The sequence below is a fragment of the Streptomyces sp. NPDC017056 genome (genome assembly GCF_044332485.1).
Lineage (GTDB): Bacteria > Actinomycetota > Actinomycetes > Streptomycetales > Streptomycetaceae > Streptomyces.
The window spans coordinates 174,165-198,328 of the sequence record NZ_JBIRPD010000011.1 but is presented as its reverse complement, the minus strand read 5'-3'; the positions used below and the strand labels follow the sequence as shown (position 1 = coordinate 198,328).

At 73.1% G+C, this 24,164-nt stretch carries 23 protein-coding genes; 11 read left to right on the top strand and 12 right to left on the bottom strand.

The window, feature by feature from the left end; translation table 11 throughout:
- The first annotated feature begins 407 nt into the window (after positions 1-407).
- Together ACH4OW_RS21785 and ACH4OW_RS21780 are read left to right on the top strand one after the other, a co-directional pair.
- Positions 408-2,765, top strand: a complete 2,358-nt coding sequence (locus tag ACH4OW_RS21785) for a DEAD/DEAH box helicase (protein WP_398029692.1) — start codon at positions 408-410, stop codon at positions 2,763-2,765.
- Between the two features lie 103 nt (positions 2,766-2,868).
- The gene (locus ACH4OW_RS21780) at positions 2,869-3,726 is read left to right on the top strand and encodes an alpha/beta fold hydrolase (RefSeq protein WP_398029691.1); all 858 of its coding nucleotides are present in this window, start codon (positions 2,869-2,871) and stop codon (positions 3,724-3,726) included.
- A 59-nt stretch (positions 3,727-3,785) separates the two neighbouring features.
- Here ACH4OW_RS21780 and ACH4OW_RS21775 read toward each other — a convergent pair whose 3' ends face one another.
- A complete protein-coding gene (locus ACH4OW_RS21775) occupies positions 3,786-4,730 on the bottom strand; it encodes an NYN domain-containing protein (RefSeq protein ID WP_360127854.1) in 945 nt (314 codons plus the stop codon).
- 213 nt (positions 4,731-4,943) lie between these two features.
- Here ACH4OW_RS21775 and ACH4OW_RS21770 point away from each other — a divergent pair, with 213 nt between their 5' ends.
- Entirely contained in the window at positions 4,944-5,096 is a 153-nt protein-coding gene (locus ACH4OW_RS21770; RefSeq protein WP_360127851.1) for a hypothetical protein, read from the top strand.
- Positions 5,097-5,218: 122 nt separating this feature from the next.
- On the opposite strand, the gene ACH4OW_RS21765 is transcribed toward ACH4OW_RS21770, so the two are convergent.
- The 3 genes from ACH4OW_RS21765 to ACH4OW_RS21755 form a co-directional block, all read right to left on the bottom strand.
- The gene (locus tag ACH4OW_RS21765; protein WP_360127848.1) at positions 5,219-5,824 is read right to left on the bottom strand and encodes a MarC family protein; all 606 of its coding nucleotides are present in this window, start codon (positions 5,822-5,824) and stop codon (positions 5,219-5,221) included.
- A gap of 251 nt (positions 5,825-6,075) precedes the next feature.
- Positions 6,076-6,930, bottom strand: coding sequence for a PHP domain-containing protein (locus tag ACH4OW_RS21760; RefSeq protein ID WP_398029774.1), 855 nt, complete (start codon positions 6,928-6,930; stop codon positions 6,076-6,078).
- 103 nt (positions 6,931-7,033) lie between these two features.
- Entirely contained in the window at positions 7,034-7,672 is a 639-nt protein-coding gene (locus tag ACH4OW_RS21755; RefSeq protein WP_360127845.1) for a DUF6758 family protein, read from the bottom strand.
- A gap of 210 nt (positions 7,673-7,882) precedes the next feature.
- Between ACH4OW_RS21755 and ACH4OW_RS21750 the strand changes: the two genes are divergently transcribed.
- A complete protein-coding gene (locus ACH4OW_RS21750; RefSeq protein ID WP_398029690.1) occupies positions 7,883-9,142 on the top strand; it encodes an MFS transporter in 1,260 nt (419 codons plus the stop codon).
- A gap of 51 nt (positions 9,143-9,193) precedes the next feature.
- Here the strand turns inward: ACH4OW_RS21750 and ACH4OW_RS21745 are convergent, their stop codons facing one another.
- Positions 9,194-9,790, bottom strand: a complete 597-nt coding sequence (locus ACH4OW_RS21745; protein ID WP_360127839.1) for a suppressor of fused domain protein — start codon at positions 9,788-9,790, stop codon at positions 9,194-9,196.
- Positions 9,791-10,300: 510 nt separating this feature from the next.
- Here ACH4OW_RS21745 and ACH4OW_RS21740 point away from each other — a divergent pair.
- A complete protein-coding gene (locus ACH4OW_RS21740; protein WP_398029689.1) occupies positions 10,301-11,437 on the top strand; it encodes a magnesium and cobalt transport protein CorA in 1,137 nt (378 codons plus the stop codon).
- 47 nt (positions 11,438-11,484) lie between these two features.
- Positions 11,485-12,048, top strand: coding sequence for a hypothetical protein (locus ACH4OW_RS21735; RefSeq protein ID WP_398029688.1), 564 nt, complete (start codon positions 11,485-11,487; stop codon positions 12,046-12,048).
- A gap of 46 nt (positions 12,049-12,094) precedes the next feature.
- Here ACH4OW_RS21735 and ACH4OW_RS21730 read toward each other — a convergent pair whose 3' ends face one another.
- The gene (locus tag ACH4OW_RS21730; protein ID WP_398029773.1) at positions 12,095-12,787 is read right to left on the bottom strand and encodes a hypothetical protein; all 693 of its coding nucleotides are present in this window, start codon (positions 12,785-12,787) and stop codon (positions 12,095-12,097) included.
- Between the two features lie 383 nt (positions 12,788-13,170).
- On the opposite strand from ACH4OW_RS21730, the gene ACH4OW_RS21725 reads away from it, so the two are divergent.
- From ACH4OW_RS21725 to ACH4OW_RS21715, 3 genes are all read left to right on the top strand, one after another.
- Positions 13,171-14,469: a magnesium transporter MgtE N-terminal domain-containing protein gene (locus ACH4OW_RS21725; protein WP_398029687.1), complete on the top strand. Its 1,299-nt coding sequence runs from the start codon at positions 13,171-13,173 to the stop codon at positions 14,467-14,469.
- The gene (locus ACH4OW_RS21720) at positions 14,459-15,049 is read left to right on the top strand and encodes a DUF1003 domain-containing protein (RefSeq protein ID WP_360127827.1); all 591 of its coding nucleotides are present in this window, start codon (positions 14,459-14,461) and stop codon (positions 15,047-15,049) included. Before ACH4OW_RS21725 ends, ACH4OW_RS21720 begins: the two co-directional genes overlap by 11 nt.
- Positions 15,050-15,141: 92 nt before the next feature.
- Positions 15,142-16,302 (top strand): Mrp/NBP35 family ATP-binding protein, encoded by a 1,161-nt coding sequence (locus tag ACH4OW_RS21715; protein WP_360127824.1) that lies wholly within the window; start codon positions 15,142-15,144, stop codon positions 16,300-16,302.
- 147 nt (positions 16,303-16,449) lie between these two features.
- Here ACH4OW_RS21715 and ACH4OW_RS21710 read toward each other — a convergent pair whose 3' ends face one another.
- From ACH4OW_RS21710 to sigE, 5 genes are all read right to left on the bottom strand, one after another.
- A complete protein-coding gene (locus tag ACH4OW_RS21710) occupies positions 16,450-17,151 on the bottom strand; it encodes a hypothetical protein (protein ID WP_360127821.1) in 702 nt (233 codons plus the stop codon).
- A 127-nt stretch (positions 17,152-17,278) separates the two neighbouring features.
- Positions 17,279-17,764 carry a sec-independent translocase gene (locus ACH4OW_RS21705; protein WP_398029686.1) on the bottom strand — a complete coding sequence of 162 codons (486 nt, stop codon included), beginning with the start codon at positions 17,762-17,764 and terminating at the stop codon, positions 17,279-17,281.
- A gap of 155 nt (positions 17,765-17,919) precedes the next feature.
- Positions 17,920-19,833, bottom strand: coding sequence for a trypsin-like peptidase domain-containing protein (locus tag ACH4OW_RS21700; RefSeq protein WP_398029685.1), 1,914 nt, complete (start codon positions 19,831-19,833; stop codon positions 17,920-17,922).
- A 126-nt stretch (positions 19,834-19,959) separates the two neighbouring features.
- Positions 19,960-20,961, bottom strand: coding sequence for a zf-HC2 domain-containing protein (locus ACH4OW_RS21695; protein ID WP_398029684.1), 1,002 nt, complete (start codon positions 20,959-20,961; stop codon positions 19,960-19,962).
- Complete coding sequence (sigE, locus tag ACH4OW_RS21690; RefSeq protein ID WP_398029683.1) at positions 20,958-21,758, bottom strand: RNA polymerase sigma factor SigE; 801 nt, start codon at positions 21,756-21,758, stop codon at positions 20,958-20,960. The genes ACH4OW_RS21695 and sigE overlap by 4 nt, the downstream gene beginning before the upstream one ends.
- Before the next feature lie 165 nt (positions 21,759-21,923).
- Here sigE and ACH4OW_RS21685 point away from each other — a divergent pair, with 165 nt between their 5' ends.
- Positions 21,924-22,607: an O-methyltransferase gene (locus ACH4OW_RS21685; protein ID WP_360127807.1), complete on the top strand. Its 684-nt coding sequence runs from the start codon at positions 21,924-21,926 to the stop codon at positions 22,605-22,607.
- A 194-nt stretch (positions 22,608-22,801) separates the two neighbouring features.
- On the opposite strand, the gene ACH4OW_RS21680 is transcribed toward ACH4OW_RS21685, so the two are convergent.
- The gene (locus tag ACH4OW_RS21680) at positions 22,802-22,969 is read right to left on the bottom strand and encodes a DUF3117 domain-containing protein (protein WP_003985072.1); all 168 of its coding nucleotides are present in this window, start codon (positions 22,967-22,969) and stop codon (positions 22,802-22,804) included.
- Between the two features lie 315 nt (positions 22,970-23,284).
- Here ACH4OW_RS21680 and ACH4OW_RS21675 point away from each other — a divergent pair, with 315 nt between their 5' ends.
- A complete protein-coding gene (locus ACH4OW_RS21675) occupies positions 23,285-24,085 on the top strand; it encodes an enoyl-CoA hydratase/isomerase family protein (RefSeq protein ID WP_398029682.1) in 801 nt (266 codons plus the stop codon).
- Positions 24,086-24,164 lie beyond the last annotated feature (79 nt).

The window sequence follows — 24,164 nt, the reverse complement described above, 5'->3', positions numbered from 1 at the left end:
ACCGAACGATTGCCCGGACACACGTGTGCGTATCCGGGGTATGGTGGTAATGCACCCGCCGAGTATCGGTGGGTTGTTCCACGCATGCGGATGCCCGGTCGGTGGCCCGATCGGCTCCAACCCGACCGCCCTCTTTCGCGGCGCGTACGCGACGTACGTACAGCGAGAGGGACACCGCTCGCGGTTCGAGTGCTTGAGCGAAGGCAGTGGTCCCGCGCCATCCGGCTGATCAAAGGCCGGCCCGTACGAAACCGTGCGAGGGCGCGGTACGACCCCCTTGGCCGCCTCGGACCGCGTCTCACAGAAGAGGCAAGATTCTGTCTACGTTCCGAGACCTCGGGATCCTCCCCGAGACCGCCGAAGCACTTGAGGCCGTCGGCATCACGTCCCCCTTCCCCATCCAGGAGATGACGCTCCCCGTGGCCCTGGCGGGCTCCGACGTCATCGGCCAGGCCAAGACCGGCACCGGCAAGACCCTGGGCTTCGGGCTCCCCCTCCTGGAGCGCGTCACCGTCCCCGCCGACGTCGAGGCGGACCGGGCCAAGCCCGAGCAGCTGACGGACGCCCCGCAGGCCCTCGTGGTGGTGCCCACCCGCGAGCTGTGCCAGCAGGTCACCAACGACCTCCTGACCGCCGGCAAGGTCCGTAACGTGCGGGTGCTGTCGATCTACGGCGGCCGTGCGTACGAGCCCCAGGTGGAGGCCCTCAAGAAGGGCGTCGACGTGGTCGTCGGCACCCCGGGCCGCCTGCTGGACCTGGCGGGCCAGAAGAAGCTGAACCTCTCGCACGTCAAGGCGCTCGTCCTGGACGAGGCCGACGAGATGCTGGACCTCGGCTTCCTGCCCGACGTCGAGCGCATCATCAACATGCTGCCGGTCCGCCGCCAGACCATGCTGTTCTCCGCGACCATGCCGGGCGCGGTCATCGGCCTGGCCCGCCGCTACATGTCGCAGCCCACTCACATCCGCGCCGCGGCGCCGGACGACGAGGGCCAGACCGTCGCCAACATCAAGCAGCACGTCTTCCGTGCCCACTCGATGGACAAGCCGGAGCTGGTCTCCCGCATCCTCCAGTCGAACGGCCGCGGCCTGGCGATGATCTTCTGCCGTACGAAGCGGACCGCCGCCGACATCGCCGACCAGCTCGCGCGCCGCGGCTTCGCCTCCGGCGCGGTCCACGGCGACCTCGGCCAGGGCGCGCGCGAGCAGGCGCTGCGCGCCTTCCGCAACGGCAAGGTCGACGTGCTGGTCTGCACCGACGTCGCCGCCCGCGGCATCGACGTCGAGGGTGTGACGCACGTCGTCAACTACCAGTCCCCCGAGGACGAGAAGACCTACCTGCACCGGATCGGCCGGACCGGCCGCGCGGGCGCCAAGGGCACCGCGGTCACGCTGGTCGACTGGGACGACATCCCGCGCTGGAAGCTGATCAACAAGGCGCTGGACCTGCCGTTCGACGAGCCGGAGGAGACGTACTCCACCTCCGCGCACCTCTACGAGCTGCTGGAGATCCCGGAGGGCACCAAGGGCGTGCTGCCCCGCGCGGCCCGCACCCGGGCCGGGCTGGCGGCGGAAGAGGTCGAGGACCTGGGCGAGACGGGCGGCCGCGGCCGCGGTCCGCGCCGGAGCGCGCCCGCCGTCGAGGAGGAGCGTCCGCGCCGCACCCGTACGCCGCGCCAGCGCCGCCGGACGCGGGGCGGCGCCCCGCTGGACGGTACGGAGGCCGAGCAGCAGACCGGGACGGCGGCGCCGTCCGAAAGCGGTACCGCCGCTTCCGACGGGCCGCGCCAGCCGCGCCGCCGCCGCCGTACGCGCACCGGTGCCGGCCAGGCACCGGCGGCCGTGACCCCGGCCCGTGACGAGGCGGCGCCGGACGCCGCCGGGAACGCCGCGCCCGAGGCCGGCCAGGCCGCCGAGGCGACCGCCGCGCCGGCCAAGCCGCGCCGCCGCCGTACGCGGGGCGCCGCGAGCGCCGCCGCCCCGGCGGAGACGGCGGCCCGTACCGCCGTGGACACGGCCGAGGCGCCCGCCGAGACCGTGACGGTCCCGGCCCAGGCCACCGCCGAGCCGGTCGTCGCGGAAGCGCCGGCGGCCGTCGAGGCCGAGGCACCCGCGAAGCCCCGTCGCCGTACGCGCAGCACCAAGCCCGCGGCGGAGGCCGCCGTGGAGACGGTGGAGAGCACGGAGCCGGTCGCGGCCGAAGAGGCCCCGGCCAAGCCGCGCCGCACCCGCAAGACCGCTGCCGCCAAGAAGGCGGAGGCCGCGGTGGAGACGGTCGAGAGCGCCGAGCCGGTCGCGGCGGAGGAGGCCCCGGCCAAGCCACGCCGTACGCGTAAGACCGCCGCCACCAAGAAGGCGGAGGCCGCGGTGGACACCGCCGAGGCCGCCGAGCCGGTCGTCGCGGAGGAGGCACCCGCCAAGCCGCGCCGCACCCGCAAGACGGCCGCCACCAAGAAGGCGGAAGCCGCTCCGGCCGCCGACGCCACCGCGGACGAGGAGGCCCCGGCCAAGCCCCGCCGCACCCGCAAGACCGCCGCGACCAAGAAGGCGGAAGCCGCGGTGGAGACGGCCGAGAGCACCGAGCCGGTCGCGACCGAGGAGGCACCCGCCAAGCCTCGCCGCACCCGCAAGACCGCCGCCACCAAGAAGGCGGAAGCCGCTCCGGCCGCCGACGCCACCGCGGACGAGGAGGCCCCGGCAAAGCCCCGCCGCACCCGCAAGACCGCCGCGAAGAAGGCCGTCGCGAAGGCCCCGGCCGAGGGCTGATACCGACCGCACGAACGGCCCGGCTTCCCGCACCGCGGGGGCCGGGCCGTCGGCGTGTGCGCCCGCGCGTGTCGGTGCCGCACGCCCCGGATAGCCTCGCCCCATGAGCAGGCCGCCCTTCCTCACCTTGCCCTCGTGCGCCCGCGCGCGCCGACTCGTCACCACGCGTGGCGAGTTCGCCGTCCACGAAGCCCGCCCCGACGGGGCACCGGCCGGTACCGCGCTGCTCGTACCGGGGTTCACCGGCAGCAAGGAGGACTTCGTCGCCCTCCTGGAGCCACTGGCCGCCGCCGGTTTCCGGGTGGTGGCCGTGGACGGCAGGGGGCAGCACGAGTCACCCGGACCGCGCAACGAATCCGCTTACGAGCAGCGCGAGTTGGCGCAGGACGTACTCGCCCAGGCGCGCGCCCTCGGCGCCGGCCAAGTGCACCTCCTGGGACACAGCCTCGGCGGCCTCCTCGCCCGCGCCGCCGTCCTGCGCGACCCCGCGCCCTTCTGTTCGCTGACCGTCATGAGCTCGGGCCCGGCCGCCATCGCCGCGTCCCAGCAGGCCCGCGTACGGATGCTCATCGACGCCCTCGCAACGATGGACATGGAGACGGTGTGGCTGGCCATGCGCGAACTCGACCCGCCGGAGGCCGAGGACGCGGCCACCCCGCCCGAGACCGGCGCCTTTCTCCACCAGCGCTGGATGAACACCGTCCCGGAGCAGCTGATCGCCACCGGACGGCAGATGACGGCCGAGCCGGACCGGGTGGCGGAGCTGGCCGCCGTACCGCTGCCCAAGCACGTCGTGTCGGGCGTGGCCGACTACGCCTGGCCGGTGCCGCAGATGGACGCGATGGCCGAGCGCCTGGGGGCCCGCCGTACGGTCGTCGAGGGCGCGGACCACTCCCCCAACGCCGAACGCCCGGCCGAGACGGCGGCGGCCCTCGCGGACTTCTGGCACGGCGTGGGCTGACCGCCGCGCGGCCCCGCGCGGGGCAAGGCCGTCCTCGCCGTGACGCCCGAAGCGTCGCCCTAACGCCGCGCCTGTACGTGCTCCCAAAAGCCGTCCCGCAGCGCCCGCCGCAGGTCGGCATGGCCGCGCAGGGAGTGCCGTAGCAGTCCTTCCGCGGCCGTCAGCAGCTCCTGGTCGACCGAGCCCGGCAGGTACGGGTGGCCGGGCAGCAGCTCGGTGACCCAGGGGACGCCGCGCTCGGCGAGCCAGGTGGCCGCGACCCGCGCGCCGACGAAGCGCACCTCGTCGCGGCTGGGCGCCTGGACGCCGCCGGCGGCGTCGGCCGCGGGGTCCCCGTGGTCGTGCGCGACGGTCCGCCGGGTCACGTAGGGCTTGCAGAACTCCAGGTCGAAGGTGCGCTGGCTGTCGACCTCCCACAGCAGTGGCTCGGCCTGGTTGCGCCCGTCGGCCGCCTCGATGCCCCACAGGTGGACCCGGGCGCCGTAGCCCTGCGCCGCCTCCACCGCCGAGACCAGGTCCTCGTCGCCGCCGATCAGGACCGCGTCGCTGATCGCGCGGTGCCGGGCCAGCGACTCCAGGTCGGAACGGATCAGCGAGTCGACGCCCTTCTGCTGGTTGCTGGCGTTCAGGTTGCCGAGCCTGACCTTGACGTCGGGCAGTTCGGCGACGCGCTGCTGCTCCATGGTGTGGATGCGGCGCCGGGCGCCGTCGTACCAGTACACGCGCAGGAGGCGGCTGTCCGGGAAGATCGTGCGTGCCTTGTCGATGAACGCCTCGATCAGACCTTCGGCGTCCAGGTCGAACGCCTTGCGGTCCTCCGTTCCGGCGACCAGCCGGCCGGCGGCCGCGTACACATAGCCGGCGTCGACGAAGGCGGCGTGGGTGGAGGGGGTGGTGGCGACCTCGGCGAGCACCCTGGTGAGCAGCTCGTTGGTGCGCTCGATGCCCGCGAGCACCGCGGCGAGGTCGGTCGGTGGGCCGGTGGTCCGGACGTCGTCGTTCATACCGGTCCCATTGTCCGGCCGGTCACTCTGCGCGCACAACCGGTCTCACTACCCGTCAGTACTTAGACGACCGAAAATTTTCTTTAGCGTAGGGAATGATTGCAGGCAGCATGTCGTTGTACCCACTGGGAACGCCGGGCAGCGAAGCCTCGCGCGCCCCACCTACAACACAAAAGTTCTCCGCAGGAGGATCAGACGAAGGGAGAAGCCGTTATGCGCTTCGAGATCATGCGCCTGGACGACGTCGACGGCACCGCCGTGGACACCACCGTCGTGGACGCCGCCTCCGTCAACCGGATCGTGCAGCAGGCCGCCGCAGTCGGCCAGCGCATCTACATCCGCCCAGCCGACACCGCCGCCCGATGACTCAGACCGCGTCACTCATGCGCGCGTAGCGCGCCATGTCCGGCGCACGGAGCGCCCCGCACGAAGACTTTCGCGCGGGGCGCTTCGCGCGTCCGGAGACGGCCGCGGACGGCCGTACGCCGTCAGCCGCCGCGCACCACCTGCGTGACGCCGTTGATGATCTGCTGCACCGCGAGCGCGGAGAGCATCATTCCGGCCAACCTGGTCACCAGCACCACACCGCCGTCCTTGATCACCCTGATGATCACCAGCGAGAAGCGCATCACGAGGTAGAGCACCACGTGGATCGCGGCGATCGCCGCCCACACCGACAGCTCGCCCTTGATCCCGTCCGCGTGCTGCACCGCGAGAATCACCGACACGATCGCCCCGGGCCCCGCCAGCAGCGGCATGCCCAGCGGGACCAGCGCCACGTTGACGTCCTTGGTCTGCGTCGGCTGCTCCGACTTGCCGGTCAGCAGGCTGAGCGCGACGAGCAGGAGCAGCAGCCCGCCCGCGATCATCAGCGCGGGCGGCGTGATGTGCAGCCGGCCGAGGATCTGCTCCCCGAAGAGGCCGAAGACGGCGATGACGCAGAAGGCGACGGTCGCCGCCTGCCAGGCCATCTTGCGCTGCACCTTGGCGGGGCGCCCCGAGCTGAGGGCGAGGAAGATCGGGATGATCCCGGGCGGATCCATGATCACGAAGAGCGTGACGAAGAGGGTGCTGAAGACAGCGAAGTCGAACACAGTGATGGCCTTGCGAGAGGTGGTACGAGAGCGGTGGTGCTGACGATGCGGTGCTGCTGAAGAGGTCAGTGGTGCTGAACAGGTCAGTGGTACTTGGGGACAGCGGTGGTACGGGGAAGGGGCCCGAAGCCGTCAGGAGAACGGGGCGAGGCACAGCGCACGGACCCGCACACGCGGGCGCGGAAGCGGGCGTGCGCGGCCGGATACGGGCGCGGCGGGACCTACGCCCGCCGGCCGGAGCGCGGGACGGGTCAGCCGCCCGCGCCGGGCACGGGGAACGCGCCGAACGCACGGCGCACGATCTCGCCGTATATCTCGGGGTCGGTGGTGTACTCGCCGAGCGCGACGGTCTTGCGGCTGCCGTGGTAGTCGCTGGAGCCGGTGGTCAGCAGGCCGAGGTCGGCGGCGAGGCCGCGCAGGCGCGCCCGCGCCGGGGCGTCGTGGTCCATGTGGTCCACCTCGATCCCGTCCAGCCCGGCCGCCGCCAGCTCGGCGATGACGCTCTCGGGGACGGTCTGCCCGCGCTTGACCGCCAGCGGGTGCGCGAAGACCGTCACCCCGCCCGCGGCCTTGACCAGCCGGACGGCGTCGAAGGGGTCCAGCTCGTGCTTGCCGACGTAGGCCCGGCCGTCGTTGGCGAGCCACTGCGGCGTGAAGGCGTCGGAGACGGTCTCGACGACGCCCAGTTCCACCATCGCGGCGGCGACGTGCGGCCGCCCCACGGCGCCGTCGCCGGCGATCCGCGCCACCTGCTCCCAGGTGATCGGCACGCCCAGTTCGCGCAGCTTGGCCACCATGCCGCGGGCCCGCGGCTCGCGGTCGTCGCGGACCAGCTCCCGCTCCCGGGCCAGCTCCGGCTCGTCGGGGTCGAAGAGGTAGGCCAGCATGTGCATGCTCACCTCGCCGACGCGGCAGGACAGCTCGGCGCCGGTGACCAGCGTGAGCCCCTCGGGCAGCGCGGCCCTGGCCTCGGCGTGGCCGCCCACGGTGTCGTGGTCGGTCAGCGCGACGACGTCCAGCCCGGCAGCGGCGGCGTTGCGTACCAGCTCGGCGGGGGTGTCCGTACCGTCGGAGGCAGTGGAGTGGGTGTGCAGATCGATGCGCACGACGCTGACTCCAGACTGCTGCGGGACCGGCCAGAGGGACATCAGAAGGATACCGGCCGCCCTCCGGCCCCTCGAACACGCGCCCGCCGGGCCCGCCCCCCTCTCAGGTGAGCAGGCGCGGGGACAGCGCTCCGCACGGCAGCAGGTCCACCTCGGCGCCCGCGTCCCGCAGGTCGGTCAGCACCAGTTCGTCGTAGAGCAGCAGTCCCGACTCGGCCGGCCAGACCACCGCCCACAGCCACAGCCCGCGCGCCTCGCCCGCGAAGACCGCGCGGTCCTCGGGCGCGCCCTCGACGTGCCACAGCGGCGTCGGGCGCCCGGCCGCCAGCACCTTGACGTGCGGCGACTTGTCCACGCACATGTGCGGGCCGGGGTCGGGGCCGTCGATGCCCGCGTACCGCGCGCCGAGGCCGACGCCCAGTTCCTCGGCGATCAGCAGCAGTTCGCCCGGCCCGCCGAGCGGCCCCGGGCCCGAGCAGGCCACGGCCGTGGCGCGCCCGCCGCTGCGGTCGTCGCCCGCGCAGGCCACGCCCGTGAACAGCCAGCCGACCGGCAGCGGCCACGGCATCCACACGGGAACCCGGGCACGGCGTACGACCACGGCCAGCGCTTCGACGCTGGGCGGGACGACCGGTTGCAGAGGATGCACGGTGCCGTGCACGCCGCACTGCCAGGAGTCGGCAAAGAGACCGGGCGCCCGCACCCGGCCACCGCACTTCGGGCAACTGGGTTCGCCCCTCATAGAGCCCCACGGTCCTCTTGGCCGGCTGCCGCGTCAAGGACGATCACCCATCCGGCGCCCCGGCCGCCCGCACCCGCATTAGTTGTAGCTTGCACTCTTTAGGGCGACTAACTTATTGTGTGTATACGTCAACGTTTTCCGCGGACGCGGCGGCCGCGCCGGACGCAGCGCCGCGCGACGGACGCGGCCGGACAGGAAGGGGACAGCGGTATGCGGGCAGCCGACACCAGCGGCCGGAGCGCCGGAGACGATCCGTTCGACGAGGGCGGTACCGGCATCCTGCGGCAGCCGATGGCCGTCTGGGCCACCGCGGGCGCCTCGGTCGTCGCCTTCATGGGCATCGGCCTCGTCGACCCGATCCTGCCCTCCATCGCCAAGGGCCTGCACGCCTCGAACAGCCAGGTCTCCCTGCTGTTCACCTCCTACTTCCTGATCACCGCGGTCGCGATGCTGGTCACCGGCTTCGTCTCCAGCCGGATCGGCGGCCGCAAGACGCTGCTCGCCGGGCTGGCGCTCGTGGTGGTCTTCGCGGCCCTGTCCGGCACGTCCTCCTCGGTGGGCGAACTGGTCGGCTTCCGGGCCGGCTGGGGGCTGGGCAACGCGCTGTTCGTCTCCACCTCGCTGGCCGTCATCGTGGGCGCCGCGGCCGGGGGAAGTGCTGCGGCGATCTTGCTGTACGAGTCGGCGCTCGGCCTCGGCATGGCCTGCGGGCCGTTGCTCGGCGCGGTCCTCGGCGACATGAAGTGGCGCTACCCCTTCTTCGGCACCGCCGTCCTGATGGCCGTCGGCTTCATCGCCATCACGGCGCTCCTCAAGGAACAGCCCCGGCCCGCGCGCAAAACGTCGATCCTGGACCCGCTCAAGGCCCTCGGCCACGGCGGACTGGCCTCCGCCGCCGTCTCCGCGTTCTTCTACAACTACGCGTTCTTCACGGTGCTGGCCTTCACGCCGTTCGTGCTCGACATGAGCCCGTACAAGTCCGGCGGGGTCTTCTTCGCCTGGGGTGTGCTGCTCGCCGTCTTCTCCGTGCTGGTCGCGCCGCGCCTCCAGGAGCGCTTCGGGTCGCTGAAGGTCCTGGGCGGCTCACTGGTGCTGCTCGCCGCCGACCTCGTCGTCCTGGGCTACGGCAACCACACCACGGCCGTCGTCTGCACGATCCTGTCCGGCGCCTTCATCGGCCTGAACAACACCGTCTTCACGGAACTGGCGCTCGGCGTCTCCGACGCGCCGCGGCCGGTGGCGAGCGCGGGCTACAACTTCGTGCGCTGGTTCGCCGCGGCGGCCGCGCCGTTCCTGGCCCCGAAGATCGAGGAGTGGACCGACATCCACGTCCCGTTCGTGGTCGCCGCCGTCGCGGCACTGGCCGGCGCGGCCATCGTGGCCGTACGGCGCCGGGCACTGACCGTACGGGCACACGACCTGGAGCTGCGGCACGCCACGGAGGACGGCGTCTCCGTCTTCGCCGACTGACGGCCCCTCACACGGCCGCGTACGGGTCCGGGCCGGTCAGGAAGGCACGCCCTACGTCAGCGCCACGCCCGTACGCAGCGGGTCGCGCAGATCCGTGCCGCCCTTGAGCCAGCGCTCCTGGAGGGCCTCCGCGCCGTGCACCCGCTTCCAGGCGGCCTCGTTCGGGGTCATCGGCAGGAGCGGGAGGAAGCGGACCGGGTCCAGCGGGTCGTCCAGCTCCAGGTCCTCGACCAGCCCGCCGGACTCCGCGACCAGAACGGACGTGAACGGCGCGCCGGGCCACAGCGGCCCACCGACGTCCAGCGACGCCCCCGGCGCCACGATCACGCCTTCGACCTGCGGGGACGCGGCGAGCACGGCGAGCGCGCGGAGCACCTTGTCGGTGTCGGCGCGGCCGGCCCGCACCGAGAGCACCAGTTCGGCGCGCGGGCCGCGCACCGGGTCGGCCAGCACCGCGGTGGGGTCGGTCATCGGCCGGTCCGACATTCCGAGGGTGACGTAGCGCACGAGATCGCCGTCGGGTCCGCCGCCGAGGAAGCGCAGCACCTCGATCCGGTCGGTGCCGAGAAAGGTGACGGCGGCGCGCGCGTCCGGCTCGCCCAGGGTCGTACGCAAACGGGCTTCGACCAGCTCAAGAACGTCAGACATGCCGCGAGCATAGGCCGGGCCGGGCGCCCTGGCGGGACCGCCCGGTGACCGGCGGCGCCGGGCCCGCGGCACCGTACGTATGAAACGGGCAAAGGCGCGCCGGATCGGTTCTGTCGGCTGATAGCCTTGCCGTCTGGTCAGGGAATGACGTCGTCCCCCAGCGGGGACCGGCCGGAGGAGGTGGGGCTGCGGTGGATCCAAGTCGACCGTGCAGTACCGACAGTTCTCCTGTCATCCCCCCCGCGCGCGCAGCGACTCCCTTGATCCAGAGGCTTCCGTACCCCCGCCGTCCGCGGCGAAACCCGTGAAGTGCCTTTGCGCCGGAAGTAGATGACGGAAGAGCGCCTTCGACTCTCGTTTCCGTGTTTTCTGCGAACTGCCGTCAGACCTGCGCACGGAGCGCCGCCCGCTTTGCGGACGTACGGCCAGTGCCGTCTCGTACGTCCTCGTTCCGGGCAGCGTTACGCCGCGCGCCCGCAGCTGGCGGCCGGCCCGTGAAGGAGCCTGCCCATGTCGATGATCCGCGACCTGCGTGCCGCCGTCCGCCCCTCCCGGCGGCGCGATGACTCCCCGTACAAGTACGAAGCCGACCGCCGCGCTGCGGCCCACGCCAACAGCGCCATCGTGGACTGCGGCGTCTACCGCGACGGCCGGCGCGTCAGCGGCCACGTCACCCCGTCCCACGCCATGGGGGACGTACGGGCCGAAGGGGGCTTCACCTGGATCGGGCTGCACGAGCCCACCGAGGCGGAATTCGCGGAGATCGCACGGGAGTTCGGGCTGCACCCGCTGGCCGTGGAGGACGCGGTCCACGCGCACCAGCGCCCGAAGCTGGAGCGCTACGACGACACCCTGTTCACCGTCTTCAAGACGGTCCACTACGTCGAGCACGCCGAGCTGACCGCCACCAGCGAGGTCGTGGAGACCGGCGAGGTGATGTGCTTCACCGGCCGGGACTTCATCGTCACCGTCCGGCACGGCGGCCAGGGCTCGCTGCGCGCCCTGCGCCACCGCCTCCAGGACGACCCCGAGCTGCTGGGCAAGGGCCCGTCCGCGGTGCTGCACGCCATCGCCGACCAGGTCGTGGACGGCTACATCGCGGTGGCCGGCGCGGTGCAGGACGACATCGACGAGGTGGAGATCGACGTCTTCAGCTCCGGCTCGGACGGCAAGGGCGCGAACTCCGGCAAGGGCTCGGCCAAGGGCGGCGACGCCGGGCGGATCTACCAACTCAAGCGCGAGGTACTGGAGTTCAAGCGCGCGGTGTCGCCACTGCTGCGGCCCATGCAGCTGCTGAGCGAGCGGCCGATGCGGCTGGTCGACTCCGACATCCAGAAGTACTTCCGGGACGTGGCCGACCACCTCGCCCGCGTCAACGAGCAGGTGCTCTCCTTCGACGACCTGCTCAACTCGATCCTGCAGGCCAACCTGGCGCAGGCGACGGTGGCGCAGAACGAGGACATGCGCAAGATCACCTCGTGGGCGGCGATCTTCGCCGTGCCGACGATGATCGCCGGCATCTACGGCATGAACTTCGAATACATGCCCGAGCTGAAGTGGAAGTACGGCTACCCGCTCGTCCTGCTGGTCACCGTCGGCATCTGCTTCGGCATCCACCGCGGCTTCAAGCGCAACGGCTGGCTGTGACGCCCGGCGGCCGGGGCGTCCCGCCCGCCGCCTATTAGGCTGCTCCCATGACGGAGACCGTGTCGCAGGCGCTGCTGGACCGAGCGCTCATCGAAGAGGCCACGAAGAAGTCCGGCCTCATCTGGGTGCAGGGCACCACGGGCCCGGCGCGTGCCCTGTGGCACGTCTGGCACGACGGCGCCGCGTGCCTGGTCGGTGCGGGATCCGAGGGCGGCAGGACCGCCGGGTCCGCCAACGAGCAGCCCCTGCACGACCTCGGCCTCGTGGACGGCGGCACCGCGACCGTCACCGTGCGCAGCAAGGACAAGGGCGGCCGGCTGGTCGCCTGGCAGGCCGAGGTCACCGAGCTGGCACCGGACAGCGAGGCGTGGCAGGCCGCCGTGGAGGACCTCAAGGGCAAGCGGCTCAACGCGCCGGACGCGGAGACGATGCCGCAGCGCTGGGCGCGCGAGTGCCGCGTCCTGCGGCTGGCGCCGGCCGCCCCGGCTCCGGCCCGTACGGACTTCGGCGACGCCTCGCACGCCGCCACTCCCCTGCCCACCCCGGCCACCACCCGCCACCCGGTCCCCGCCGCCCTCCCCAAGCTCCTCCGGCGCAAGCGCACCCGCTGACGCGGGGAGGGGGCGGGGCGAGGGTTGCGGCCTGGGGCCCGGCGCCCTAATCGCCGATCGTGATCTGCTTGCCGTAGTCGATGACCTGGCTCGCCTCCGGCGCCCGCAGTTCCACCGGCTGCCCCCAGTCGGCGAGCCGTACCTCGCCCGCGCCGCCCGCGCGGCGCAGCCGCAGCGGGTAGGGCTTGCCTTCGAGGGAGACGTCGAGCGTGCCGCCCGCGCCCTGGCTCGCGGCTATGCGGATCGTGCGGGTGCCGCCGAGGGTGCCGCGCTCGCCTGCGGCCAGCTTCCCGTGCAGGCCGAGCAGGCTGCCGAGCAGGACGTCCTTGTCCGTGAAGCCGCTGAAGCGCTTGTACACGGGGTCCGTGGCCGGCACCTTCACGTACTTGCCGACGAGCTTGGAGGCGGCCGCCTCGTCGTTCTTCGAAGGGTTGGCGTTCTTCTCGCGGGCCCAGAAGCCGGCGTCCGCCTTGAGGTAGAGCGCGTCGCCGACCCGCAGCAGCTGGAAGGTGGCCGCCTTCGTGGACAGCTCGCCGCGGCCGCCGTCCTTGCCGAGCCGCATGTCCAGCTTGTAGGTGCGGCCCTGGCTGACGAGGTTGCCGGAGAGCCGCACCGTACCGGCACCGCGGGCGGCTTCCTGCGCCTTGGCCTGAATCTTGTCGGCGGGCAGTTTGCCGACCCCGTTCGTACCGGCGTCCGGGTCCTCGGCCGCGCACCCCGCCAGCGCCGCGACGAGCACCGCGCACACCGCCCCCGGCAGCGCCCCTCGCCTGCGGTGCGGCACGGCCCGGCGGCGGGAGCAGGCCACCGAGGGGCCTCCCGAGGGGAATGCGGTCACGACTGCTCTGCCTCCTGCTGCTGCGGACGACCTCGACGGCAGTACGGCAGCGTACCCGGGCCCGTGCACGTCGTACGGCGGAGTGCCCGGTGGACACCGTACGGACCTTCCCGCCGGGGCGGCCCCGGCCCGCGCACGTTAGCCTGAATTCGGATCAAGGCCCTCAACAGGGCTTTACATGCGGAGAAGCGGCAACACGTAACGCCAGGGAAAGAGGGGCGCGGCCGCGGAGCCACGCGGCGGCCCGGACACGGCGCGGCAGCAACGGAAGCGAGGCACTCGGCATGGCGGTGGTCACTCCCCGCGTGTTCGTCTCCCATCTCTCGGGCGTCGCCGTCTTCGACCCGAACGGCGACCAGGTGGGCCGGGTCCGCGACCTGGTGGCGATGCTGCGGGTCGGCGGCCGGCCGCCCCGCCTGCTGGGCCTGGTCGTCGAGGTGGTCAGCCGCCGCCGGATCTTCCTGCCGATGACCCGGGTGACGGGCGTGGAGTCCGGCCAGGTCATCACCACCGGCGTGGTGAACATGCGGCGCTTCGAGCAGCGCGCCTCGGAGACCCTGGTCCTCGGCGAGCTGCTGGACCGCAGGGTGCGCCTGGTGGAGACCGGCGAAGAGGTCACCGTCCTGGACATCGGCATCAGCCAGCTGCCGGCCCGCCGGGACTGGGAGATCGACAAGGTCTTCGTACGGAAAGGGAAGGGGGGAGCGCTCAGGCGCAAGGGAGAGACGCTGACCGTCGAGTGGTCGGCGGTGACCGGGTTCTCGCTGGAGGAGCACGGGCAGGGCGCGGAGAACCTGCTCGCCACCTTCGAGCAGCTGCGCCCGGCGGACCTGGCCAGCGCGCTGCACCACCTGACGCCGAAGCGGCGCGGCGAGGTCGCCGCGGCCCTGGACGACGACCGGCTGGCGGACGTCCTGGAGGAGCTGCCGGAGGACGACCGGGTCGAGATCATGGGCAAGCTCGCCGAGGAGCGGGCCGCCGACGTGCTGGAGGCGATGGACCCGGACGACGCCGCCGACCTGCTCTCCGAGCTGCCCGAGGAGGAGAAGGAACGGCTGCTGGGCCTGATGCGGCCGGACGACGCGGCGGACGTACGGCGCCTGATGGCGTACGAGGAGCGGACGGCGGGCGGACTGATGACGACCGAGCCGATCGTGCTGCGGCCGGACGCGACGATCGCGGACGCGCTGGCCCGGGTGCGCGACCCGGACCTGTCGCCGTCGCTGGCGGCGCAGGTGTACGTGTGCCGGCCGCCGGACGAGACGCCGACGGGCAAGTACCTGGGTCTGGTGCACTTCCAGCGGCTGCTGCGCGACCCCCCGTTCACGCTCGTCAGCTCCGTCGCCGACACGGACCTGCCGCCGCTGCCGCCGGGCACCGGGCTGACCGAGGTGACCAGCTATCTGGCGACCTACAACATGGTCGCGGCGCCCGTGGTGGACGAGAGCGGGTCGCTGCTGGGCGCGGTGACCGTGGACGACGTACTGGACCACCTGCTGCCCGACGACTGGCGCGAGGCGGAGATGCACGGCCCGCCCGGCGTGGCGGGGGTCAGGGAGGGAGAGCCGGACGATGGGCGCTGAGGAACGCGAAGGTGTGAAGGAGCGCGCGCGGGCGCTGGGGGCCGCTCCCGGGCCCGGCCTGGGCGGCGGGCGCCCCCGGGTGCGCCTGGACCAGCCGCGCGCACCCCGCCGGAGTCTGCTGCCGGAGTACGACCCGGAGGCGTTCGGGCGGCTGTCGGAGAAGATCGCCCGTTTCCTGGGGACCGGCCGTTTCATCGTCTGGATGACGGTGATCATCGTGCTGTGGATCATCTGGAACGTTGCCGCACCCGATCATCTGCGCTTCGACAACTACCCCTTCATCTTCCTGACGTTGATGCTCTCCCTCCAGGCGTCGTACGCGGCCCCGCTGATCCTGCTGGCCCAGAACCGGCAGGACGACCGGGACCGGGTCACCCGCGAACAGGACCGCAAGCAGAACGAGCGGGCCATCGCGGACACCGAATACCTGACCCGGGAGGTGGCGGCGCTGCGGCTCGGGCTGGGCGAGGTGGCCACCCGTGACTGGATCCGCTCCGAACTCCAGGACCTGGTCAAGGAGCTGGAGCTGCGCCGGATGGTGGACGCGGAGAGCGAGCGGGAGAGCCGCCGAGGGGAGTAGACGGGCCGGAGGCGCGGCAGGCACCGGGAGTGACGAACACGACCGTCACCAGGTCTTTCCGGAGGCCCCCACCGCCCCCGTACCCTTGGGGCATGCCTACCGACACGCCCCAAGGCGCAGCGCCCAGCGAGGACGCGGTCCACGCCGCGCTCGCCACGGTGAACGACCCCGAGATCCACCGCCCCATCACCGAACTGGGCATGGTCAAATCGGTGCAGATCGCGGCGGACGGTACGGTCGCGGTGGCGGTCTACCTGACGGTCGCCGGCTGCCCGATGCGCGAGACGATCACGTCGAACGTGCGCGAGGCCGTGGGGCGCGTCGAAGGCGTCACCGGCGTCTCGGTCGAGCTGGACGTGATGAGCGACGAGCAGCGCAAGGAGCTGGCCTCCTCGCTGCGCGGCGGCACCGCCGAGCGCGAGGTGCCGTTCGCCAAGCCGGGCTCGCTGACCCGGGTGTACGCGGTCGCCTCCGGCAAGGGCGGCGTCGGCAAGTCCTCGGTGACGGTCAACCTGGCCGCGGCGATGGCGGCCGACGGCTTGAAGGTCGGCGTGGTGGACGCCGACATCTACGGGCACTCGGTGCCCCGGATGCTGGGCGCGGACGGCCGTCCCACCCAGGTCGAGAACATGATCATGCCGCCGTCGGCCAACGGCGTGAAGGTGATCTCCATCGGCATGTTCACCCCGGGCAACGCCCCGGTGGTCTGGCGCGGCCCGATGCTGCACCGCGCGCTCCAGCAGTTCCTCGCGGACGTGTACTGGGGCGACCTGGACGTCCTGCTGCTCGACCTGCCCCCGGGCACCGGCGACATCGCCATCTCGGTGGCACAGCTCGTCCCGAACGCCGAGATCCTGGTCGTCACGACGCCGCAGCAGGCCGCCGCCGAGGTCGCCGAGCGGGCCGGCTCCATCGCCGTACAGACCCACCAGAAGATCGTCGGCGTGGTGGAGAACATGTCCGGGCTGCCCTGCCCGCACTGCGACGAGATGGTCGACGTGTTCGGCACCGGCGGCGGCGAGCGGGTCGCCGAGGGCCTGACGAAGACGACCGGCACGCAGGTGCCGGTGCTGGGCGCCATTCCGATCGACGTACGGCTGCGCGAGGGCGGCGACGAGGGCAAGCCGGTGGTGCTGACCGACCCGGAGTCCCCGGCCGGCGCGGCGATCCGCGCCATCGCGGGCAAGCTGGGCGGCCGGCAGCGCGGGCTGTCGGGCATGTCGCTGGGCATCACGCCGCGCAACAAGTTCTGAGGCGGCCCGGCGCGGCCGGGACATGTGCGGAGGGGCGGGCCCGTCGGGCCCGCCCCTTCGTCGCCGTACGGCCGGTACGGTTTCGTCGCCGTACGGCCCGTGCGGTGGCCCCGGGCGTGCTGCCCGGTACGCGGCCGCCGGACGGGCTCAGTCCGCGGTCACGCCGTCCGTCCGCACGCCGCCGGCGTCCTCCGTCCGCGCGCCGCCCTCGTAGGCGGCGAGGTCCTTGACCACCGCGAAGCCCAGGCCGTACGCGCTCATGCCGCGCCCGTACGCGCCGATGTGCACGCCCCCCGGGCCCTCACCGGCCGAACCGGCCAGCACCCAGCCGTACTCCGACTCCCGGTAGCGGAACGGCGTCGGTACGCCGTCCACGGGCAGCGTCAGCGCGCTCCAGCCCTCGCCCCCGAGGTCGTCCGCCAGCTCCCAGGCGAGCATCGTCTGCTGGTCCAGCCAGTCCTGGCGGAGCGTGCGGTCCATCTGCGTCGGCCAGGTGCGCGACAGCAGGCCGGAACCGGCCAGCCAGGCCGCCGTGGCGGTCGAGGTGGCCTCCAGGACCCCCGTGCCGTCGGCGCTGCGCCGCACCGGGCGGCTGGCGACGGTCACCACGACCGCGAAGCGCTCCGCGTCCGGCGCGGTCTCCACCTTTATGGTCGGCTCCTCGCCGTGGCCGGTCGCACCGTGCTCGACCGTGCCGTCCGCGGCCGCGCCGACCTGCATCAGCCAGCGGGGTCCTGTGAACGCGTCGTCGAGTCCGTACCACGGGAAAGCAGCCGACAAGTAGCCGTCGACCTTCCGTCCGGCGTCGGCGGTGACCGCCTGCACTCCTGCCCGACTCGTCGTCTCCATCTGCGCGGAGCCTCCTAGTTGCCCTGCGTCGTGGGCGGCCCGCCCCCCTCAGGCGACCTCACCCCGGACACGGGGAGCATAGTCAACCCGGTCGGCACCAGCGGGCATAAGGCTTGCATAAGACGGTTCAGGTGGCATCGGGATCGAACGGCGGGCGCTCGCCCCCGGACGGCTTCGCGCCCTTGCGGAACATGTCGGGCCCGGGGGACCCGGAGTCGCCCGCGGCGGGCGACTCCTTGCTGAAGCTCACCCGGGACGCGGACCCCCGGTCGGCGGAGGAGGCGCTGTCGGTGCCGTGCACCGCGTCCGTGACCTCGGCCATCTCCTTCTTGAGGTCGAAGCCGTTGCGGATCTCCTGGAGGCCGTACTGGTCGTTCTCCAGCACGTGCTTGCGCACGAAGTTCCTGGGCTTGAGGTCCTCGAACTCGAAGTCCTTGAACTCGGGTCCCAGCTCGCTGCGGATGTCCTCCTTGGCGTTGTCCGAGAACGCGCGCACCTTGCGCACGAATCCCATGACATCCGAGATCACCTTGGGCAACTTGTCCGGCCCGAAGATCAGCACCGCAAGGATCACGAGCGCGATCAGCTCTAGGGGTCCTATGTCGAAGAACACCTTGCAGCTCCTTGGGTAATCCGCGGCCTACCGGGACCTAGGGGGGTCTAGAGGGGTCTACGGGGACGTGTCGGGCCTATGGGCCAGGCCGCCTATCACGGTACCTGGCCCGGGGTGGCCGACGGGAGTCGCCCGTGCCAACACCGTTCAAACGCTCACCCCTGGCTGGCGGCGCCGAGCGTCAGCTGCGCGGTCCGTTCCCTGCCGTCCCGCCGCAGCGTCAGCGTGAGCCGGTCCCCCGGCCGGTGGCTGCGGACCTTGACGATCAGCTCCTCGCCGCTGTGCACGGGCTGCCCGTCGACCTTGGTGATCACGTCGCGCGGCTCGATGCCCGCCTTGGCGCCCGGCCCGCCGGGGGTGACGGGGGCGCCGCCGTCCTTGCTCTTGGCGCTGACCCTGGCGCCGTCGCCCGCGTACTCCATCTCCAGCGTGACGCCGATCACCGGGTGCAGCACCTTGCCCTTGTTGATCAGCTCTTCGGCCACCCACTTGCCCTGGTTGATCGGGATGGCGAAGCCCAGACCTATGCTGCCGCCCTGGCTGCCGCCCTCCAGGCCGTCGCCGCCGCTGCCGGCCGCGCGGATGGCGCTGTTGATGCCGATCACCCGCGCCCGGGAGTCGACGAGCGGCCCGCCGGAGTTGCCCGGGTTGATGGGGGCGTCGGTCTGCAGGGCGTCCACGTACGAGACGTCGCTGCCGTCGCCCTTCTTGCCGCCCGCCGTGATGGGGCGCTGCTTGGCGCTGATGATGCCGGCCGTGACGGTGTTGGCGAGGTCGTACGGGGCGCCGATCGCCACGACCGGGTCGCCGACCCGCACGGAGTCGGAGTCGCCGAGCGCCAGCGGGCGCAGCCCGGAGACGCCCTCGACCTTGACGACGGCCAGGTCGTACCCGCCGTCCCGGCCGATGACCTTGGCCTTGGCCGTCTCGCCGCCGCTGAAGGAGACCGATATCTCGCCGCCGGTGCCGGCCGGCTCGACGACGTGGTTGTTGGTGAGGATGTGTCCCTGCTTGTCCAGGACGAAGCCGGTGCCGGTGCCCTGCTCGCTGTTGCCGCGCACGTGCAGGGTGACCACGCTGGGCAGGGCCGCCTGCGCGATGCCCGCGACGCTGTCCGGCTTGCGGCCGCCCCGGTCGCCGCCGGACTGCGGCAGCTCGATGGCGCCGAGACCGCCGTTGCGCTCGATGTACGCGCCGACGCCGCCTCCCACGCCGCCGGCCAGCAGCGCCAGCGCGACCGCGCCGGCCGCCAGCTTCCCGCGGCCGCCGCTCCGGGGCTTGGGCGGGGGCGGGGGCGGCGTGCCGAGGGGCATCGGCGCGCCGTGCCGCGGCGCTTGCCAGGGGTCGTACTGCTGCCAGTGGCCCGGCCCGTCGGCCGGTGCCTGCTGGGGCTGGGCCGGGGAGGGCGCGTCGTGCGCCTCGGGGGGCAGCGGGGCGCCGGACGCGTCGTGCGGCAGTACGGCGGGCAGCGGTACAGCGGGCGGCAGCGAGCCCTCCGCGGCGGCAGGCAGGGCGGTGTCGTGGCCGGCCGGCGGGGCCTCGCGCGGGGCGGGCGGCTCGGACTGAGGCATCGGCGTACGGGCCGCCGGGCCGCCGTGGGACTGCGGCGGCACCTGGCCGGCGGGGGCCTGCGGAGGGGCCGGGTACGGCTGGTGGGGCGGGACGCCGGTGCCCTGCGGCGGGGTCGCCATCGGGCGCTGCACCGGCGGCGCGGGGGCCCAGGGGCCGGGATCGCCGTACGGGGGTGTGCCGTACGGGTCCTGCGGGTGCAGCGGCTGCTGCCGGGGTGGCGCGGGCGGCGGGGCGGGAGCCCGGGGCCCGGCGGCCGGAGGCGCGCCGGAACCCGCGGCGGGCGTGGCACCGGACGCGTCGCCGTGCTCCGCGGGAGCCGGCGCCCCGGGGCTCTCCTCGGTGGGCAGAGCCGTGAACTCGCGTGTCGCCGCGTCCTGTTCGGCTGCGGGCGCCGGGGGTCCCGGCGCGTCGGGCGCCGTCTCCGCCGGCTCCGCGGGCTGCCGGTCCGGCCGGCTCCACCCGTTCCGCTTCGGCCCGGCGGCCGTGCCCTCGTCCATGTTCTCCCCACCGATTCGCCCGCTGTGTCAGGCGGGCACCGCCACCTCGCCAACGGCGCGCCCCCGCGGGGGAACGCCGCCCAGAGGCGATTCAACCAGGTCTGCGCGGCCTCGCGCAGGGCCCGGTCAGCGCTGGGCGGGGCGGTGTGCCGTCAGGCCCTCCCGGGAGGCGGGCGCGGGCGGCGCGGCGGGCCCGGCGAGGGAGTGCCCGGCCCCCGCGGACGGCGGGTACGGGCCCACGACGCGCGTGCCGGCCGGCGGTGCCCCCGCGGTGCCCGGCGCGGGGTGGTACGGCAGGGCCTGACCGGTCTGGAGGGTCAGCGCCGGCAGCCCGGACCGGCCGTCGGACGGGAAGGCGACCAGGGACAGCGGCGGGGAGGGGCGCACGGCGGGCGCCGAGGGGCCCAGCGCACGCGGGGCGGGGCCCGGGGAGACGCCCGCGCCCGGCGCCGGACGCGCCCAGGGGGCGCCCGGGGCGGTCGTCGCGAGCAGCGCCTCGCCGCGGGTCAGGGCCGGCCGGCCGAGGGGCCCGGGGGTGGCGCCGAGCGGCGTCGTCTGGGTGCCCGTGCCGTCGGCGCGGCCGCCCGGTGTGTCGACCGCGGCCTCCAGCGGCAGCGCGCCGCCGAGCGCGAACGCCGCCAGCGAGACCGCGCCGGCCGCCGCGAAGGCGAAGCGCCTGCGCTGCGGCGCGGGCCGCTCGCCCTCGTGGATACGGAAGCCGCGCTGCCGCGGCTGCCGCGGCACCCCGCCGATGGCGTGGCTGCCGGACGGGACGTAACGGAACGAACCGCCGCGCGCCTCGAACTCGCCGCCCCCGGTGAAGTCACCGCCGAACGCGCCCCTGCCGAACCCGCCGCCGACCGGCCGACTTCCCGAGCCGTCGGCATCACCTCCCGGCAGCCCCTGGAGGCGCGCCAGCAGCCCTTCCGAGGGGCCGGGCGGCGCCGCCTCCGCGAAGACGTTCTTCAACTGCCGCTGGTCGTCCGCCTCCGCCTTGCACTTTCCACACGTAGCGAGATGCGCGAGCACCCGCTCGCGCGCGTCATGCCCCAATTCCCCGTCGACCAGAGCCGCGAGGCGGTCGCCGAGATGATGCTCGGCGGGGGACGGACCGCCTGTACCGCTCACGCGATTCCGACCTCCCCTGTAGCGACCGAGGCGAAGGTCCGCTGCTCGCGCTCGCGCTCCTCCGCCCGCGCCGCCGGGGAGCGGTGCTTGAGCGCCTTGCGCAGGTGGGAGCGGCCGCGGTGGATGCGGCTGCGGACCGTGCCGAGCTTCACGCCGAGCGTGGCGGCGATCTCCTCGTACGACAGCCCCTCGATGTCGCAGAGCACCACGGCGGCGCGGAACTCGGGCGCGAGGGTGTCCAGCGCCTGCTGGACGTCGGCGTCGAAGTGGGTGTCGTTGAAATGCTGCTGGGGGGAGGGCTCGCGGCTGGGGAGGCGCTCGGCCGCGTCGTCGCCGAGCGCGTCGAAGCGGATGCGCTGGCGGCGGCGGACCATGTCCAGGAAGAGGTTGGTCGTGATGCGGTGCAGCCAGCCCTCGAAGGTGCCGGGGGTGTACGTCGACAGCGAGCGGAAGACGCGGACGAACACCTCCTGCGTCAGGTCCTCGGCGTCGTGCTGGTTGCCCGTGAGGCGGTAGGCGAGGCGGTAGACGCGCGCGCTGTGGGTGCTGACGATCTCCTCCCAGCTGGGCGGGGTCCACGCCTGCGCGTCCGCTTCGGCGGCAAACGTCGCGGTCGCGGTGGTGTCGGAGGCCCCTCCCCTACCCTTAAGGCCGTGGGAGCGGGAACGGTCAGCAGTGTCTGTCACGGATTTCGGCTCGACGACCGACCGCCTGAAACGCCTGAGCGCCCATCGGTCACCCGTCGCAGCCGCACCTCCCCTGGTGGCTCTGGTGGTGTCCAGTAGAGCCCCTACCATATCCACCTCGCCCGTTAGCTCCGGATAAGCAGATTTGACCTGCTTTTGGCCTGGCTTCGCGTCATCCCACACGTCTCGCTGGGTCTTCACCGATGCATCCCCCCTGCCTTGCTTCAACGCCCGGTCCCATCTGCGGGTTCCCGCACGCAGCGGATACAGTCACGGTTGCGTCAACTACGGGGACAGGAGAGGGCCATTACCGGCAACCGGCAGACGAACTTGGCATTCGCCGAGGCGTACGGCGCCGGGACCATCGACGACAAGGCCGACGCCGCCCTGCACTGGTCCCGGGACCGGGCGCGGGAGGCGGGCATCCGCGCGGTGTCCACGGGCACCGGGACCGCGCTGCGCATGCTCGCCGCCACGGCGGACGCCAAGGCGGTCGCCGAGATAGGCACCGGCACGGGAGTGTCGGGCATCTACCTCCTGCACGGCATGCGGCCGGACGGCGTCCTGACGACGGTCGACCTGGAACCGGAGCGGCAGCAGTTCGCGAAGCAGGCGTTCCGCGAGGCGGGCTTCGCCGGCAACCGCGCGCGCTTCATCCCGGGGCGCGCCCTGGACGTCCTGCCCCGCCTCGCCGACGGCGGCTACGACCTCGTCTTCTGCGACGGCGACCGCATGGAGTGCCTGGACTATCTCGCTGAATCGTTGCGGCTGCTGCGCCCCGGTGGCCTGGTCTGTTTCGAGGGCGTCTTCGCCGACGGCCGCACCGTCGACTCTGCGGCGCAGCCCGCCGAGGTGCTGCGGCTGCGGGAGCTGCTGCGGACGCTCCGCGAGACCGACGCGCTCGTCTCGTCCCTGCTGCCGGTGGGCGACGGCCTGCTGTGCGCCGTCAAGCGCGGCTGAGGACGGCCCCGTAGCGTACGGGGCCGTGCGCGTACTGGGGGGGGGCGCCCGCGTGCCGCGCGGGCCCGCGAACGAATGTGGCCCCGGTGGGCGTCGCGCGACATGCACGCGGCGCCCACCGGGGCCCAGGTATTCGGCTGGGGGTCCAGGGGTCATCACTCCCGGGAAACCGCAGCATCAGGGCGACTGCCCTGTCAGACGGTGACCTTCTCCAGGGCCTCGCCCAGGGCCTTGGCCTCGTCGGGAGTCAGCTCGACGACGAGTCGACCGCCGCCTTCGAGCGGAACGCGCATGACGATGCCCCGCCCCTCCTTGGTCACCTCGAGCGGGCCGTCGCCCGTCCGCGGCTTCATGGCCGCCATGCTCGTTCCCCTTCCTGAAACCAGCTCACGCAGCCGACAACCCAGGTGTCACCGGCATCGAACACATTGCTTCCAGGTCATTATCCCGCATCGCACGACCCGATGACCAACATCGGGGAGCATCCCTTCGGCAACGCGCTCTCGCAAAACCACCCAATTCGGGGAGTGGGCTGCGATACTTCGCCATCCACCGGCGTCCGGCCGGCGCCGGATGTTTGACGTACGTCACATGACGGGCACCGATGATCTCCGGCATCCTGAGCGCTGACTGCCCACCGCCGGGCAGGACGAGCCGCGACGGAGGGGACCCTCACCATGGCCGACACCGTGCTCTACGACGTGACCGACGGCGTCGGGACGATCACGATCAACCGCCCCGACGCGATGAACGCGATGAACACGGAGGCCAAGGCCGCCCTGCGGGACACGCTGCGGGAGGCGGCGGCCGATCCGGCCGTACGGGCCGTCCTGCTGACCGCCACCGGGCGCGCCTTCTGCGTGGGCCAGGACCTCAAGGAGCACATCGGCCTGCTGGCCGAGGACCGCGAGCGGGGCACCGGGCAGACCATGAGCACGGTGCGGAAGCACTACAACCCGATCGTCACGGCGCTCGCCGGGATGCCCAAGCCGGTGGTGGCGGGGGTCAACGGGGTCGCGGCGGGCGCCGGCGCCGGCTTCGCGCTGGCCGCCGACTACCGGGTCGTCGCCGACACCGCCTCCTTCAACACGTCCTTCGCCGGCGTCGCGCTCACCGCCGACTCCGGGATCTCCTGGACGCTGTCCCGCCTGATCGGCCACGGCCGCGCCGCCGACCTGCTGCTCTTCCCGCGCAGCATCGGCGCCCAGGAGGCGCACGACCTGGGGATCGCCAACAAGGTCGTCCCGGCGGCGGAGCTGGCGGCCGAGGCGGCCGCGGTGGCCCGCACGCTGGCCGCGGGGCCGACCGCCGCCTACGCCGCGATCAAGGAGTCCCTCGCCTACGGGGCCGGGCACTCGCTCGCCGAGACGCTCACCAAGGAGGACGAACTCCAGACCCGGGCGGGTGCCTCCGAGGACCACCACATCGCGGTCGAGGCATTCGTGAAGAAGGAGAAGCCGACGTTCCTGGGCCGCTAGGCCGCCAGGCCGCCAGACCGCCAGGACGCCGGGACGCGGGAGCGCGGGGCGGCGGGGCGCGGGGCGGCCGGCTCCGCGC